The organism is Amycolatopsis sp. NPDC039088, from assembly GCF_055598845.1.
On record NZ_JBVKAE010000050.1, the window covers coordinates 1 to 16,135 of the forward strand.

The window sequence follows — 16,135 nt, forward strand, 5'->3', positions numbered from 1 at the left end:
ACGAAACCAGCCACCACGCGACCGACTACACAACCGGCCGTCAGGTAGCCTGACACCACCTCATCGACCCTGTCCGTCAAAACGGGTCAACCCCAGGCCCTTCGCAATCCAGCGAGACGTCGCAATACATTGCTCACCAGCAGACTCAGCGACCACGCGCCGCAGCTGGCGCCACCGCCGAACACACAGAACGGCCAGTACACCGCGTTCTAGCCTCATACTCGCGTGTCGTCGCGCGACATCGAACCACGGAAAGTTAGTAATCCTAGGTGAACCGACCTACCGCAGTCCCTTAGGCGGGAACCGCACTAGGATCTCGTTGGTCACGGTGTCCTGGTACCGCTGAAGCGGCCGGTCCGCTCAGCGGCTTCTGACAGCAGCGCAGCGAAGTCACTGCCGTGGATCCACTTCGTGCGTTCACGGAGGATGGTGGCAACCCAAGCCAGGAGCGCACGGTCCGTCCTAGGCAGGCGAGTTTCGCACACCGCGCCACTGTCGGAGCCGCATTCGGTGTGGCCGAGCTTCCACCGAGCGGGGAAGAAGTCGACCAGCGCCGCCCGCAAGTCACCTCCCTCCAAGGCGACGCGAGTGTCCTCGATGTAGTCGAGAGCCTCGCGCACTTCAACCCACAGCCATGCGTCCCGTTGCTGCACAGGGAATCCACACTCGGTGCAGGACAAGTGACCGAAATCGAACCCGACATCGGCATCTCCTAGTTCGTCGGGCTCGGTGACCAGGGGGTGGGGCAGCAGGGCCTCGATGTCGGGGATGCTGGTTGCGAACGGATCCTCCTGGATAACCCGGAGAAATAGCGTGCGGGTCATCGCGGCGAGCTCCAAACCCGCAACCGGTCTGTATGGTTTGACTTCGAATCCTAAGTCCAGCGCTCGCTGGGCGTTGGACTCGAACCGGTTGACTCCGTGGACCGTCATGTTGGCCCTGGACGCCTGCGGGTTGCGCTGTGCAGCCGTCGCGGCGTCCCGCGCCGATCGCCACGCCAGGTTGTACAGCTCGGACAACGGCCGGACCCGAGCGACTGCGTACGCAGCCTCGGCGAGTTTGTCCCGGTGATTATCCGGCACCCCTGGGAGATTGTGCTCATCGAGCAGGTACTCGAAGTAGCGGATGGTCTCCTCGGCCAGCACCTCGACCGCCACCTCGACGAGCTGCTGCTGGCGAGACACGGTCATCGCCGCTGGGGCCAGCCGCTCCGCCAGGTGATCGCGGACGGCGGTGGCAGCGGTCTCCAGACTGTGCCCGTAAGGCACAAAGTGGGTCGCATGCAGGGTGTAGTAGCGGTCGCTTAGCGCCGGTGCAGGCACTTCGCCGCCTCCATTGACCTGAGCGATGGCGTCGTCGAAGGTGGCAGGCTTCCACACGAAGCTGTCGACGTGACTGTCCGGATGAATCCGGATCAGGCCCGCGTGCAGCGCCTCGGCCACGCAATCGCGTTGCTTGTCCCTGCCCGGATGCAGCGGGTCAACCCACTCCCGCACCGGGCCCAGCGGGGCCGGTGCGGGAGCATAACGCAGCAACGCCAACGTGATCAATTCGACACGGACCGGAGCTGGTGGAACCGGCTGGTCAGGCAGCCAAGTCACCTCGTAGCTGTCGCGCACAATGGCATGCCGCTGAGCGTTCCACTCCTGTCGGTGTTGATGTTCACGTTGATAGCCGACCTCCAGGTCACGCCGTTCACGTGCCTTGCGCAGACGAGCCGGATCGAGTATGCGAACGGCCTGTTCCTGCAAGGACTCGTCGCAGTCCGCGCAGACGCCTGGTTGCTCGCCTTGAGCGATCTTATCCAGTGCACTACGCGACGTCAGCGCTAGTTCACCGCCGCACTGCGAGCAGGCGTAGCCAGTCAGAACCGCACGCACAGCTGCGGCGGCAACCACGTAGGCCTTCCCCGAGCCCCATGGGCTGCAATCGATCTTGCTGGCGGTCTCCGACCAACGTGGCCGACCCGACTCGCTGTCGAAGCCGTCCAGGCGCCAATACCTCTCCCCGATCTCCACCATGGCGTCGTTGATCCCGTCCCGGGGCTTCATTACGGGAAAGGGGAACGTTCTGGCCACATCGTCAGTCATGATCACCACGCACAGAAGAAAGCGAACGAAGACGGAACCCAGTAGACCAGCCCGACGAGGCACTGCACCGAGGGCATGCCGCCACGATGGCGCAATTGCAAACAGTTACAGAACGAACCACCTGATCGCGTGAAGGTTCAGCCAGCTGTGCCCTCTAGTTGAGCCTCGCCGCCACTGTGATCAACTCACTGGCGTGTTCGCCGGGCGACCTACTGCAACGAAAAGTGTGCGGGATCGTCGCGCCGACCCGAAGTTGCTTCAGCCGAGGCAGGGAGAGTGCGTCGGCAGCACCCAATCACCATCGGCAGCGCGAAGCCCTACACCGCGGACCGAACGCGTCAGGCGTCGAACCCGCCGCATTCGGGCAGGCCTGCCCATTGGGTCCCGCCTCGATTACCACCCGGTCCCTTCTAGGGGTGCTAGCGTCGATCCATGTTCACCACGCGGGCAACTGAACACGCGCGTCACACCCGACACGCACCTCCATCGACCTGCGCAAACACCTGTTCGCTGTTTCGGAAGGGCTGGTGACATGACCGGCGGCACGACCAAGCGGCTCGACCTGTCCACACCGGCCAAGAACCTGCTGTGGTCCGAATCCGGCGGACACTGCCAGAACCCGCAATGCCGCTCCGACCTGCACATTCTCATCGAACAGCAACGCCTGCACCTCGGCGAGCTCGCCCACATCATCCCCGCGCAAGCAGGTGGTCCCCGAGCCGACGAGGCTCCCGAGCTCACCGAGTCCGACCGGGCACAGCCAGAGAACATTCTCCTGCTGTGCCCAACCTGCCACACCTTGATCGACAAGGCTTCACACGCCTACCCAGCCACCCTGCTGCGTGAATGGAAGCAGCGCAGTCAGAAAGCCCGAGCTCAAGCCTTCGGTACCCCCGTATTCGGCACACGCGCCGATGCCCGCGCCCATATCGAACCGCAGCTCGAGGCCAACAAGGCCGTGTTCGACCGCTACAGCCCCCGCTCCGGGGACTTCGACGACGACCGCGCCGATCAGTGGCAGCGACACGTCGCCGGCACGATCATCCCCAACAATCAGCAACTCCAGCGGGTCTTGCAGGCCAACCGCCACCTGCTCACAGGCAAGGAGAAGACCACATTCCACACATGGGCGATCCACGCGCAGGAATTTGAAGAGCGTCACCTCCAGGGCGACTGGACCGCCGGCTCGACCCGATTCCCGCCGGCAATGGCCACGATCCTTGAGAACGAGCAGTGACCGCGCGCGACTGGGTGATCAGCGAGTACCGCAAAGACGGCCGCGTCATCACGCCCCTAGGCGACCACGGGATCCTCGTTTCCCGCTCGGGACGACCCAACGCGGTGGCGTACTGCTGCGAATATGCTGCGACCACCACGATCACCGCCCAAGTGGTCGCCCGTGCCCTGCTCGAGCTGCCCACCACAAAAATGATCATGGTGTTCCTCAGTCGCCAGCTCGTCACCCCCGACGCCTACGACCTCGCCCGAGAACGCGGCGTCTGCATCGACACCTTCGGCGGATTCACCAGCGCAGTCGACGACTACGACGACATCTCCCGCTACCAACATCGAGAAGAGCAATACCTGCGCCGACGCATGGCCGCCACACGGGCGGTACCCACCATGCTCCGTAAAGGACACCGCGCGTGGTGGCTTGAACGTATCAACGGCTTACGCCCGCTCACCATCATCACCGACGACAAGTACGAAACGACCGACCGCGAGGTCACCGCCGCGCTGGACCAGTACCCCGCACTCACCCCTGACGCGTTCGTCAACACCAACCCCAGCACCAGCGGCTTCAGTGGCCGCGTCCTGGCCACCACGGAAAACGCCGGCGTCAAACTCTTCACCCTGACCGAATTCCTCACCACGATCCGCCGGCCATGGACCTAAGACAGCGCTGGCCCATCCTCGACGAGTTGTGCACCTGCGCCGCGCGACTCCCTGACCTGCAAATCTGGGCTTTCGGGTCCATGCTGCGCACCGACCACCCCCACGATCTCGACGTCCTGATCATCTACACCGACCCCCAGCACGTCACGGACCTCTACGCCGCGCGCCTGTGGGAGGTGACTCTTCCCTTACTCGACTTCATCGCGATGACTCCGGACGAAGAACACGACTACCGCTTCATCCACGTCACCAGAGCAACCTTGCTGCACCCGCAGCCGTCTAGCCCAGCCCGAGCTCGCAACCGTTGACCAAGCTTGGTTGCCGCCACCGAGCCATCACTGGGAGCCGGGCGTCGGCGCCAACGATCTGGCGAACACCGGCTATCTACAACAGCTTGTCCGTCGCTCCGAAATGCGCCACACAGTGCGGCTCATTCTCGATGGTCGATAGCGTCGCCACGGCATCGGTGATCCGCTTTGATGAAGCATCAACCTCGGTTCGCGTACTCACCCTGACAGCGAATCACAATCGCCCGCTCGACTTACAGTAGTCGCAGACTTCCCTCGACCTGGCCTACGGCGGCGAGTCGCACTAACGTCTAGCACGAGCGACAGCGCAAATTGAATGAAGCCTGGACCAGCGTGCACTTCAACGGCTCGGTATCCCTCACCTCGGTCATCGGTGGCCTGCCCACTTACAGAGGCCACGCGCCTCCCGCCCCTTCGGAGGTTGCCGTCGCGCGCCGATTCCGCCGCAGTCACGAACCCGTCACACGGGTCTTTCTGTCGCGCAGCCGGGGTGGGAGGATCCGTTGCGGGTCAAGCAAAATGTGCAGCAGGTAAAGCATAGGCAAGTCGGCGATAGGGTCGGCGAAGTGGCCTGTGTGGGCGGTCAGCAGAGCGTGATCGTCGCTGTCAGGCTGGAGCAGCTTCCTGAAGCTGTGGTGTCCGTTTCGCGTCGCGCGCAACTGGTCTGCGACAAGTCTCGACATCTTCGATGCCTGGCTCTTGCCGGGCAACGTAATCTCGTGGCTTCCTTGCCACGAGGGAATGAAGAATCCGGTGTGATGGTGTACCAGATGGTCCACCGCTCGCCGCGGCACTGGCAAGAGTACTCTTGCCACATCTTCCGGCAGCGCCGTTTCAATCTCGGCGAGCACTTTGCGTGCATGGTCCGGATTAAGCAGTGCCGCGGCGGCGGTGTAGTTGAGCCCTTCGAGCGTGTCGAGAGCTGTGAAGCAGGTCAGACGTCGACCGAGCGCGTCATGCCCGACACGCACCCGCAAATGGTTGACGTACTCGAAGATATTGAAGACACCGACGACCGTAGCCAGATGAACGGCAGGCACATACTCACCGTTGTCCGCGAACCGAGCCGGGTTGAGGACAATCTCGAACAGCTTGTTCAGCCGACTGATCCACCAATCCCTTGCCGCGTCCCGGTCTGAGATCGACGTTGCAGCATCCTGCGGCGGCAGCGATGTCGCGTTCCGGTCCGAGAACGTCGGGAGAAGTTCTCCCAGCAAGCTCGTCGGCTCCGGCTTGTTACCGTCGACGCCAACGCCAAGATCCAGAATGAACGAGCATTCGGGCCGTGAAGCCATCACGCCGTGCACGATCGGAGCGGTCGCCAGCGACAGCAACTGAAGAAACGGTGCACCACTCATCAGCGCTTCGCGGCTCACCAGTCCCTCGAGAGACTGGAATCGCGGCCCCGTCAGCGGTCCAGGAACCGCTAGCTCCGGGAACGCGACCATACCAGTCGCCATCTGAGCTAGCCGGATCCTGAACCCGAAATGACTGTCCACTTTGACCATGTACAGAGTGGCTTCAGGAAACTGTTCCGATGTCCATGCCTGCAGATTCTCGCGCAGCGTGACCGGAAGCTCCTCCGGCTTCAGCAGCGTTACCAGCACCCGCAAAGTGTGCAGCAAACCCAGCGGAGTGGGCGATGCTGCGTACTCGTGCAGCATCCGCGCAGCTTTGGCACGCAGAGCCGGCAGCTGGTCTCCCAGCAATGCGGAGTGATCCGGCAACTCTGCGAGCCGCGCCCAATCTTGATCATGGCCCTCGCCCACCCTCAGCTGGACGGGATGCTCCAGTGACCGCACCGCTTGCCCGCGGTAGATTTCGGCCAGCGCGATCCGGGGCCTGCCATCACGCCAGCTGACCTGCGCATTCGCGGCAGTGCCAATGTTCTCCGCTAGCGCAGCCAATGATTGCGGCAGCTGGATCCATTTTGGTTGCACAACACCTCCACCGAAACATTCAGAAACTCTGGTTCGCGCACCACTGCTCAGCTCCTGCCGCTCTTCACGGCCACCGCTTTGACCAGCATGTCCCGCACCAGCAGATCAAACTCCAACAGATCGCCGCCAGTATCGAGGCTCTCCATAGCGATCATCACCACGTCATCATCGAGCCCATCCAGCGAGGTCTGAATTACCCCTGGGTCTACCCGCAGCGGGTGCAATGCGAGCATTTCTGCAAGTCCCTGTCGCGCGGTCGCAGCCTGAATTCGCTTCTCCGACCGCTTGAACGCCGGCCTGGCAGACGCGGTCGATAAGGCGCCACGCAGGTCGCCGTGTCCGACCGTGATGTCCAGGCCAGGCGGGAGCTGCGGCACGTCGCGTGTCCCGGCAATCAGATACGGGATTGCTGTAGTGCGCACCCAGTCCTCAATCCAGCCCAGTTCCTTCATCACGGTGCGCCAGGCGCCGGTATGAGGACGCTGCATCGACACTTCAGGCCAGACCGATACCGGCACCCGTCTGTCAGCCGGTCCAGTGGCGAGAACATCCCCGAGTTCGATCGGACCGCCAGCCATCGTCGTGATCGACGGATCTGGCTGGTCCAGCACGACCCGGCCCAGGCGAACCGCCAGGACAGCGGGAGTGCGGTGCTTGGCCAGATTGGTATGCTCGGCCAGCACCGCATCGGGTGGTCGTCGACGTCCCTGCGTGATACGGCTGCAGTAGACGAAGACGATCCACCAACGGCTCACCTTCGCGCAGAGGCGGCAGGGCGCGGCGTCGTTTGTCACTCAGCCATTGAGTGAACTTTGCCTCGCTGACCGCGGCTGGCATGGCGATCGTCTGCGCCTCCTCGTCAGTCAGTGTCCGTCCCAGCGCGTACTCGACCTCGGCGAAAATGGTGTGCTCGATAACCGCACGCAACTGAGTCATCGCGTCGGCCGCGTACCGCGCCGCAGCAGCCGGCAGCGGGGCCACTGCCGTCACCACAACCTTCGAAGCCTCGCCCTCGGTGTTGTTGGCGAGGGTGAACGGTCCCGGTTCGAGATAGTGGTGCAGCACCTCACCAACACGCTCGATCAACGCATCGGCATGCGCGAGCGTGTACACGGCGTGGCCCTGATACTCAGGCGGCCACGCCATGTCCCATCCCTGCGGAGTCATCCCGGCAGAATAAGCTGCGGTTCCGCAATTGTCTGCCAGATTTCCGCTCGGCGACCCGTCATCTGCCTCTCGATCCGTGAGCGAACGAGTCTGTGGACACGTACCACGCACATGTCTGTTGAGGCTGATGGGCCGCCTGTGTCGAAAGTTTCTTTACTTGTTCAAGGCGCGGCCCCTGCGGGGCCGCGCTGCCGGGACGTGCGGCCTGGCGGCCTGTTCCCGGGACCCGCCCAGCAGTGACCCAGACCAGCTCTTTTCGGTAACTTCAGGATTCCCTAAAGGGTCCGGATCCACGTACAACGGGTTCATATACCCGGTACTCATCTGCCCGTCGGAAGAGCAGCAGATCGGGCGTCTGCCTGAGAGTTCCCAAGTCGAACGACCGACATGAGGGTCCGCGACATCTTCGCTCCTACACGAAGCTGCTTCCGGAGCGTCTCTGCGGAGATCGGTCGCCGGTAACGTCGCCAGTGCTCGGCGTCCGCGACCCGGGCTCGTTCCACAAGCTCCTCGTCCAGAACAGTTACCTGACGGTGCGCCGCTCCCACCTGCCGGTCACGTCGGAAGGGCGTGTATCCGGACACCTCCTCCTCAGCGTCATCGTACTTCGCCTCCTCTTCCGCCGAAGGGCTAGACAGGGTTCCTGAACCGGGATCGGCTCGAGCAGCACTCAAGGCACGGAGGAGACCGGGACCCGCCTCACACACCCCGATAAGCAGGAGTGGGCCGACCGAGTCGAACGCGGCCTTACCCCATTGACCAGCGAAGACCGGATCGGCGACGTTCAACAGCAAGGTCACCACGCTCGCCGCCAACAGCAGACGTCGCGCCGGCCGCAGCACCTCCTCGCTGGCCCCGGACAGCGCCAGGTGCCGCGTACCGACGAGCAACCCCAACACCGTCAGATCAACAGCAGGCGCCACCAGCGGAGCCACGAACGCCGGCACTTGAAGCTTCAACGCCAGGTTGAGGACGTTCCCAAACCCGAACAGGAACGTGAGCCCGATGACCAACCCCATCGTGACCGTGACAAACCGGGCAACCGTCTGCGAACTGGCGTTCATGCCGGGCCCCCGCCTGAGCCCGTAAGCTCGAAGCACGCCTCGACCGTCAACGTGCCGCTGAAAAGTCCCTGGTCAGCCCCGTTCCCATCCTTTGGTAGTCCTGCCGAGGGCTTAAACCTGCGACTGCGGCTCGTTCGTCTTAGGGGGCAGGAGTAACTGCGCTGCCCAGTAGCTGCTTGGTAACACCGGCCACGAGCGCACAGATGTCGTCGGGGTTGGCGGACACGATGTTGTCATCCTCGGTGATATGCCGGGCGATACCGATACCGAGCAGCCAAGCCAGGACGAGACTGGCCTTCAGCCCCGCATCAGGTGCGTCCGAGAGCGTGACAAGTGCGCGAGCGTACTGATCCCTGACCTCCCTACGGCCTTCCGACACTGCTCCCTGATGCCCGACGGAAAGCAAGATCGCCTTGACGATCTGATCAGAACCACCGCTCGCCCCCACCTCCAGCAGTTCGCGCAGTGTGGCTTCGATCAACTGATCCGGTGGTGTCTCTTCGAGCTGCGCCAACGCACGACGTGAAACGGCGGCGTCGAACAACTCCTCCTTGGAACCGAAGTAGCGGAACAACAAAGACTGATTGACACCGGCCAGGTCGGCGATGTCACGAACCGTGGCGGCGTCGAACCCGCGGTCCGCGAACAGTTTTATGGCGGCTTGGAGGATCGCTTCCTTCGTGGCCGCCGAGTCTCGCTTTCGCCGGCGATCAGGTGCGGAGGGGTCGTCGCTCACTCTTCTATGCCTTCCGGCGCTACGACCGCGCCAGTATTCAGGTCGCGGACGCGGATTGCCTCGACTGGACATCCTTCGGCGGCCTCGGCAACGACTTCGTCTGCGACAACTTCCGCGGAGACAACCTGCGACCCCGAGATGCCTGCCCGAAACGTTGCCGGTGCGGCGGCAATGCACAGTCCAGAGTGGATGCAAGCCTTCTCGTCGATCGAAAGCGCCCAGTCAGCCACGCTCATCTCCATTTTGGCCGGACTCTTCGGCGATGCGCATGGCCTCTTCGATCAGCGTCTCGACGATGGCGTGCTCGGGAACGGTCTTGATGACCTCGCCCTTGACGAAGATCTGGCCCTTGCCGTTGCCCGACGCGACACCGAGGTCGGCCTCGCGCGCCTCACCCGGGCCGTTGACGACACAGCCCATGACCGCGACCCGCAGCGGGACCTCCATGCCCTCCAGCCCGGCGGTCACCTGCTCGGCGAGGGTATAGACGTCCACCTGCGCGCGCCCGCACGACGGGCAGGACACGATCTCAAGCTTGCGCTCCTTGAGGTTGAGCGACTGCAGGATCTGAATCCCGACCTTGACCTCTTCCACCGGCGGCGCCGACAGCGACACCCGGATGGTGTCCCCGATGCCCTGGCGCAGCAGCGCACCGAACGCCACGGCCGACTTGATCGTGCCCTGGAACGCCGGGCCCGCCTCGGTCACGCCGAGGTGCAGCGGGTAGTCGCACTGCTCGGCCAGGATCTCGTACGCGCGCACCATGACCACCGGGTCGTTGTGCTTCACGGAGATCTTGACGTCGTGGAAATCGTGCTCGGCGAACAGCGACGCCTCCCACAACGCCGACTCCGCCAGCGCCTCCGGGGTCGCCTTGCCGTACTTGTCCATGATCCGCTTGTCCAGCGAACCCGCGTTGACCCCGATCCGGATCGGCGTGCCGTGATCCTTCGCCGCCCGCGCGATCTCCTTGACCTGGTCGTCGAACTTGCGGATGTTGCCCGGGTTCACCCGGACCGCCGCACAACCCGCCTCGATCGCCGCGAACACGTACTTCGGCTGGAAGTGGATGTCCGCGATCACCGGGATCTGCGACTTCCTCGCGATCGCGGGCAGCGCCTCGGCGTCGTCCGCCGACGGGCACGCGACCCGCACGATGTCACAGCCCGCAGCGGTCAGCTCGGCGATCTGCTGCAGCGTCGCGTTGACGTCGGAGGTGAGGGTAGTGGTCATCGACTGCACCGAAATCGGGTGCTCGCTACCGACGCCGACCGACCCGACCTGCAGCTGTCGGGTCTTGCGACGCTCGGAGAGGACGGGAGGAGGAAGCGCTGGCATACCAAGAGCGACCGCATTCATCCTCAGAACCCCCGGTCAGCGAGCTGGGAAACAGCTTGTGCGACGCGGCCGGCGCCGTCTTCCCGCTCGACCTCGGTGGCGACGGCGCGGGCGTTCTCCAGGTAGGCGGGATCGCTGACCGCGGCGCGCAGGGCGTCGGCGAGGTTGTCCGCGGTGAGCTCGCAGAAAGGGATCGCCTTCGGCGCTACGCCGAGAGCGACGATTCTGGAGGCCCAGAAGGGCTGGTCAATCGTGACGGGCACCGGTACGGCAGGTACTCCAGCCCGGAGCGCCGCGCCGGTCGTGCCCGCGCCGGCGTGATGCACGATCGCGGCCATCTGGGGAAAGAGCCAGTCGTGCGGTGCCGCACCGATCGTGACGACGTCATCGTCTCGGGCTTCGAGTTGAGCCCAGCCCGCCTGGATCACCCCACGCAAACGCGCCTTCTGCAGGGCGCTCGTGGCGAGATCCGCCAGTCGCTCCACTTCACCGGGTGCCATGCTGCCGAAACCGAGGAATACCGGCGGCGGGCCTGCCGCGAGAAAGTCGGTCAGCGCGGTCGGAGGAGTCCAGTGTCTGCCGCGCTCAGCCCACCAGTATCCGACCACGTCCATGCCGGGCCGCCAATCGCGCGGACGCGGGAACACCGTCGGGCTGAAGCCATGCAGAACCGGCCACACTCGCCGAGCCTGCCGACGGCGGGTGTCGCCATAGTCGGCCGGAGGCACGCCGAGCTGTCGCCGAAGCCGGTCGACGGCGTTCACATACGCCTTGTTCGTGATCCGCAGACCGATATGCCCAGCCGCCTTGTTCCCCCACCACCCGTACGATCTGGCGCCGCCCATCGGAGGAGGGAACTGCCCGGTCGGTTCGGTGGGACCCCAGTAGATCCCCATGCTCGGAATCCTTCGAGCCTCGGCGTAGTGGTAGGCAAGCGGTGCCGCCGTGCCCGACAGCAGAAGGACATCTGCGTCCGAGGGGATGGCGTCGACCAGGCCGCCGGCGACCTCGTACATCAACTCGCCGACGTCGCCGAGGATCGTCTTGATCCTGCCCAGCTGGTCGCGGGCGGACTCGCGGGAGTATCCCGCGCGTTCCCAGCTCTGAAATGCCTGCGACGAGACCAAGGCCGCGGGGTCGCCCGGGATCGGGCTGAAGTCGAACCCACATGCTTCCAGCTGGTCGCCGAACACCTTGTGCGTGGCGAAGGTGACCTTCCATCCCTCTGCTTGCAACCGTGCGCCGACCCCAGTGTACGGCGCGACGTCACCTTGGGTTCCGGTCGTGACCACCACAGCACGCATGACGGTTCACACCTTCGATCCGGCGCTCCGGGCGCAGTTGAGCCATCGCCCGAGGGCGCGCAAGGAGTAGGTGTGCGCGATGAGATCGTCGCTGTAGTACAAGGTGTCGTAGTACAGCCCGACGCCTTGCGGGCGCCAGGTGCCACCCTCGTCCTGGTGCTCGACAAGCCACTCCACCGCGCGCAGGACTTGCGGATCGTCGAACGCCCGGCCGGCACTCAGCAGTGAGAACAATGCCCATCCGGTCTCTTCCGCGGTGCCACCTTCGGGTGGTCCCTCGACGACCTTGTCGGGCCAGGCACCGTCGGGCCGCTGGTGGCTGAGCAACCAGTCCGCCGCACGAGTCGCGACAGGGTGCTGCGCCATGCCGAGCTCGGCATAGGTCTCGAGCACTTTCGCCGTACCGTGGGTCGAGTCCCGGAACCACAACGACGAAAAGGATCCGTCAGATGCCTGGGTCTTCTCGAAGTACCTCAGCGCCCGAGCCAGCGGTGAGCGCCCCTTAGTGCTGCCGCCGTAACGGTCGAAGGCCATGACGACATGCGACGTCACTCCTGGACAAGGGCCGTCGTGGATCATCGTGGAATTACGGACCCATTCCGACCAAGAACCATCGCGGTTCTGCATACCGAGCAACCAGTCCAGGCCAAGCTGGATTCCTTCGTCCCCGCGCCGCATCCCGAGTTCTGCCAGCGCGGTCAAGACGACCGCGGTGTCCTCCGATTCCGGCCATCCCGACGGCGATGCCCACGACCACCCGCCCGGCGCCATCTTCAGTGGTTTGAACGGCGTCTTCCACTGGGTCGACAGCAACCAGTCCCGCGTCCCCCGGAGGCGCTCGTCCTTGCTGACGTCCGACACCTCTGCCAGTGCCAGCACAGCGTACGACGTCACGGCGATCTCGAGATCACGGTCGATCGGCCACGAGCCATCCGGCCGGATCGTCGACAACAGGAAGTCCAGACAGCCCTGCTGGATATCGGCGCCGACATCCTCGCCGGCGATCCGAAGGCCGCTGAACACCAGGGCGCACATCAGCGCGCATTCTTCGATGCCGCCATTGGGGCCCATGACTTCCCGGAGCCAATCGAGCGCCTTGGGCTCGGCCAGACGGTGGGCGTAGGCCTTCAACGGGCTCAACGGGAGCACTCGCGCCTGCCCGATGCCGAGACCGAGGACGCCCGGGAGCACGATCGAGGCCCGATTGCGCAAGCTGCTCGGCAGGAGCATCACCTCCAGCGGTTGAGATGGCTGGATGGTGACGTCGCGCAGGCCTTCCATCGCCCAGACGATCGGGACGATCTCCCGCCAGGTCCTGGGCCCGCCATCGCCCAGGTCGGGAGTGATGAGCGATTCCCCGCCGTGCTGATCGATGTAGGCCATGCCCCGGTCGATCACGTCGGCTGAGCCATCAGGGTCCAGCACCTTGAACGCGGCGACCGCGAAGGCGGTGATGTGCTCGCTGCTCGGAGGATCGGCGTCGACCAGGCTCCAGCCTCCATCGGCTCGCTGATTCTCTTTCAGCCATTGCAGGCCCCGGTCGATTTGCTCGCGGTGAGCCTCGCGGCCGGCGCGCCCGAGAGCCAACAGGCCGATCGAGGTGGAGATCGTCGACGACGACATCCGGTCGGTCCAGCCACCATCAGGTCGCTGTCGTGTGAAGAGCCACTCGGTTGCCCGTTCCGCCGAGGCGGCGGCACGTTCGAAGAGCCGGCTGTCCCCCATCACATCTCCCTCAAACCGCACTGGGTTTCGGATTGGACCGCTTGGTCTGCCATCGGCGGCTCGGCTCATAGCTCCCTCGCATGAGGAACAACGACGACAGGAAGGTGGCACCGATGAACGGGATCATCAGCCCGAGCCCGAGCCAGACACCTCCCGCCGCGGCGACGACTGCCGACGCCAGAACCAGGCGCTCGATGACGAGGACCTCGTGCGATTTGAGCCCGGCCACCCGAGGAATCGGTGTGCCTGCCCGATAAAGCATCACGATCGATACGAACGTCATCAGGATCGCGGCGATGATGAAGGGTGCGTAGGCGCCATAGGAAAGCTCCGGCAGGGCGATCAACGGATAGACGATCGCGAGCACCATCCACAGCAGGTGCAGCACCACCATCAGGCGCAACGAGATCTTCTCGCCGTGGCGCACCGGGAACGTTCGGTATCCCCCTTGCCGGTCTCCTTCGGCGTCGCAGATCGCACCGACCACATTGGACGCCGCGTCATGTAGCGCGAAGATCAGCGCGAGGACGAACAAGGCAGGTGCGGGCGAAGGATTGGTCGAGAAGACACCGACGGCGAACGCGCAGGCGGTGATCGCGCCTCTGGCGAGGTTGCCCCAGGCACCCCGCGCCTTGAGGAACTTGCTGTAGGCCACACCGAACGAGAGAGCCAGGACCACCATCGCCAGGTTGACGGGATTGAGCAGCACGGCGATGACCATTCCCAGCAGAACCCAGACGATCATGCCGGTGAGCGCGGTGCGCGGGCTCATCCGGCCTGACGGTAGCGGCCGTTGAGATTTGGTGATCTTGTCCAGTTCGCGATCGAAGTAGTCCCCGCCGTACATCGCGGCGAACCAGCCGCAGGTCGGCGCCGCCCACGCCCCGATCAACTGCCACACCGACCACGTCGGCGAGGCGAGAACCGCTCCCGCCACACTGACGAGACCCGAATAGAACACAAGATCCGGACGTCCCACTTCGAGATGGGTCAGGAAGTGCTCTTTCACCCTCCGCTTAGGTCGCAGTTCGTTCCGGCTACCGGCCACAGTCATACAACCCCCATACGTCAGACACCCAGCCCCTCGGCGTCGGGCGCCGTCCCCGGCTCTTCCCAGCAGGCTGCACCGACGGGCGTCCACCGAGACCGCCTCCGTCGTTCCGAGCAAACCACACCATACGATCAAATTCCACAGAACTATGAAACTTTCGAGGATGGGGCCTGACAACGGCGCACGGGTGTGCTTACATCGCTTTCAGGAACCTGGGAGGACACCGTGGGGACTGCACCTATCAGCGCTGAGACCGTGGCCGAGTGGGCCGTCGACGGCGCTCGGCGCGTGCTGGAGATCGTCGAAGATCTCACTGATGAACAGCTGGTCGGACCGCTGTTGCCGACCGTGAACCCGCTGATCTGGGAGATCGGGCATATCGCCTGGTTCCAGGAGATCTTCGTGCTCCGCCGCGCTTGCGGGCACGATCCGATCCTGCCCTTCGCCGACTCGATCTACGACTCCGGCGCGATCCCGCACGACACCCGCTGGCGGCTCGAACTGCCGACCCGGGAAGAGACGGTCTCCTACGTCCGAACGGTCGCGGAGAGGGTCGCCGAAGCGATCACCGCCAAGGACGCGACCGACGTCGCTTGCCACTTCGCCCGGTACACCGTCCATCACCACGACACGCACAGCGAAGCCCTCACCTACACGCGGCAAACGCTCGGTCTGTCCGCGCCGAAGTTGCCGGGACTGACCGACTCCGGCGCGACGTACGAGCCCACCGGTGACTGGAGCGGGGATGTCCGCTTCGGCGGTGGCCGGTTCTTCCTCGGCGCCCAGATGTCCGCGCCTTTCGCTTACGACAACGAGAAATGGGCGCATCCGGTCGAGATCGCCCCCTTCTCGATGGCGAAGACCACGGTGACGCAGGCCGAGTTCGCCGCCTTCGTCGACGATGGTGGTTACCGCAATCCCCTGCTGTGGTCCGATGGCGGCGCTTGGCTCGCGGCGACCAGGGCTGAGCACCCGACCTATTGGCGCCGAGCCGAGGACGGCTGGCAGCGACGTCACTTCGACACCTGGGTCGAGCTGGAACCCCATCTGCCGGCGAGCAACGTCTCTTGGTGGGAGGCCGACGCGTACGCACGCTGGGCTGGTCGTCGCCTTCCCACGGAAGCTGAATGGGAGTTCGCGGCTACCGGCGGTTCTTTCCCGAAGAATGACTACCCGTGGGGTTCGGAGCCGCCCGAAGCAGCACAGGCAGCGACCGACTGGCGATCCGGCGGTCCCGTGCATGTCGGCGCGTGCGCTCCGGGCGACTCTCCGGACGGCTGCCGTCAACTCATCGGCAACGTGTGGGAATGGACCGCCAGCGACTTCGTGGCCTACCCCAACTTCGAGCGCGACGCGTACTTCGAGAACTCGGAACAGTTCTTCGGCAGCCGCAAGGTGTTGCGTGGCGGCGCCTGGGCGACTCGGGGTCGTTATGTCCGGGCGATGATGCGGAATTACTTCACTCCCGACCGACGTGACGTGTTCGCAGGTTTCCGTACCTGCGCGGCCGGCTGAC

General features: G+C 64.5%; 14 protein-coding genes. 4 read left to right on the plus strand and 10 right to left on the minus strand.

Features of this window, described 5'->3' with window-relative positions:
- Positions 1-323: 323 nt before the first annotated feature.
- Positions 324-2,090, minus strand: coding sequence for a hypothetical protein (locus tag ACZ7KI_RS38915; protein ID WP_470278016.1), 1,767 nt, complete (start codon positions 2,088-2,090; stop codon positions 324-326).
- Between the two features lie 532 nt (positions 2,091-2,622).
- Here ACZ7KI_RS38915 and ACZ7KI_RS38920 point away from each other — a divergent pair.
- The 3 genes from ACZ7KI_RS38920 to ACZ7KI_RS38930 are packed head-to-tail and all read left to right on the plus strand — an operon-like array spanning position 2,623 to position 4,294.
- Positions 2,623-3,327, plus strand: coding sequence for an HNH endonuclease (locus ACZ7KI_RS38920; protein ID WP_470278017.1), 705 nt, complete (start codon positions 2,623-2,625; stop codon positions 3,325-3,327).
- Positions 3,324-3,986 (plus strand): hypothetical protein, encoded by a 663-nt coding sequence (locus tag ACZ7KI_RS38925; RefSeq protein WP_470278018.1) that lies wholly within the window; start codon positions 3,324-3,326, stop codon positions 3,984-3,986. The genes ACZ7KI_RS38920 and ACZ7KI_RS38925 overlap by 4 nt, the downstream gene beginning before the upstream one ends.
- Positions 3,977-4,294 (plus strand): hypothetical protein, encoded by a 318-nt coding sequence (locus ACZ7KI_RS38930; protein ID WP_470278019.1) that lies wholly within the window; start codon positions 3,977-3,979, stop codon positions 4,292-4,294. The genes ACZ7KI_RS38925 and ACZ7KI_RS38930 overlap by 10 nt, the downstream gene beginning before the upstream one ends.
- A gap of 449 nt (positions 4,295-4,743) precedes the next feature.
- Here the strand turns inward: ACZ7KI_RS38930 and ACZ7KI_RS38935 are convergent, their stop codons facing one another.
- The 9 genes from ACZ7KI_RS38935 to ACZ7KI_RS38975 all read right to left on the minus strand — a co-directional run bounded on the left by ACZ7KI_RS38935 (position 4,744) and on the right by ACZ7KI_RS38975 (position 14,577).
- The gene (locus ACZ7KI_RS38935) at positions 4,744-6,234 is read right to left on the minus strand and encodes a hypothetical protein (protein WP_470278020.1); all 1,491 of its coding nucleotides are present in this window, start codon (positions 6,232-6,234) and stop codon (positions 4,744-4,746) included.
- Between the two features lie 47 nt (positions 6,235-6,281).
- The gene (locus ACZ7KI_RS38940) at positions 6,282-7,028 is read right to left on the minus strand and encodes a hypothetical protein (RefSeq protein WP_470278021.1); all 747 of its coding nucleotides are present in this window, start codon (positions 7,026-7,028) and stop codon (positions 6,282-6,284) included.
- A 693-nt stretch (positions 7,029-7,721) separates the two neighbouring features.
- Complete coding sequence (locus ACZ7KI_RS38945; protein ID WP_470278022.1) at positions 7,722-8,465, minus strand: hypothetical protein; 744 nt, start codon at positions 8,463-8,465, stop codon at positions 7,722-7,724.
- A gap of 139 nt (positions 8,466-8,604) precedes the next feature.
- On the minus strand, positions 8,605-9,201 hold the full coding sequence (locus ACZ7KI_RS38950; RefSeq protein WP_470278023.1) for a TetR/AcrR family transcriptional regulator: 597 nt from the start codon (positions 9,199-9,201) through the stop codon (positions 8,605-8,607).
- On the minus strand, positions 9,198-9,431 hold the full coding sequence (locus ACZ7KI_RS38955; protein WP_470278024.1) for a ferredoxin: 234 nt from the start codon (positions 9,429-9,431) through the stop codon (positions 9,198-9,200). Before ACZ7KI_RS38955 ends, ACZ7KI_RS38950 begins: the two co-directional genes overlap by 4 nt.
- Positions 9,424-10,539 carry a flavodoxin-dependent (E)-4-hydroxy-3-methylbut-2-enyl-diphosphate synthase gene (gene ispG, locus ACZ7KI_RS38960; RefSeq protein ID WP_470278025.1) on the minus strand — a complete coding sequence of 372 codons (1,116 nt, stop codon included), beginning with the start codon at positions 10,537-10,539 and terminating at the stop codon, positions 9,424-9,426. Before ispG ends, ACZ7KI_RS38955 begins: the two co-directional genes overlap by 8 nt.
- 23 nt (positions 10,540-10,562) lie before the next feature.
- On the minus strand, positions 10,563-11,843 hold the full coding sequence (locus tag ACZ7KI_RS38965) for a glycosyltransferase (protein ID WP_470278026.1): 1,281 nt from the start codon (positions 11,841-11,843) through the stop codon (positions 10,563-10,565).
- Positions 11,844-11,849: 6 nt separating this feature from the next.
- Positions 11,850-13,568 (minus strand): prenyltransferase/squalene oxidase repeat-containing protein, encoded by a 1,719-nt coding sequence (locus ACZ7KI_RS38970; RefSeq protein ID WP_470278027.1) that lies wholly within the window; start codon positions 13,566-13,568, stop codon positions 11,850-11,852.
- A 10-nt stretch (positions 13,569-13,578) separates the two neighbouring features.
- Positions 13,579-14,577, minus strand: a complete 999-nt coding sequence (locus tag ACZ7KI_RS38975; RefSeq protein WP_470278028.1) for a UbiA family prenyltransferase — start codon at positions 14,575-14,577, stop codon at positions 13,579-13,581.
- A 267-nt stretch (positions 14,578-14,844) separates the two neighbouring features.
- Here ACZ7KI_RS38975 and senA point away from each other — a divergent pair, with 267 nt between their 5' ends.
- A complete protein-coding gene (senA, locus tag ACZ7KI_RS38980; protein ID WP_470278029.1) occupies positions 14,845-16,134 on the plus strand; it encodes a selenoneine synthase SenA in 1,290 nt (429 codons plus the stop codon).
- Position 16,135 lies beyond the last annotated feature (1 nt).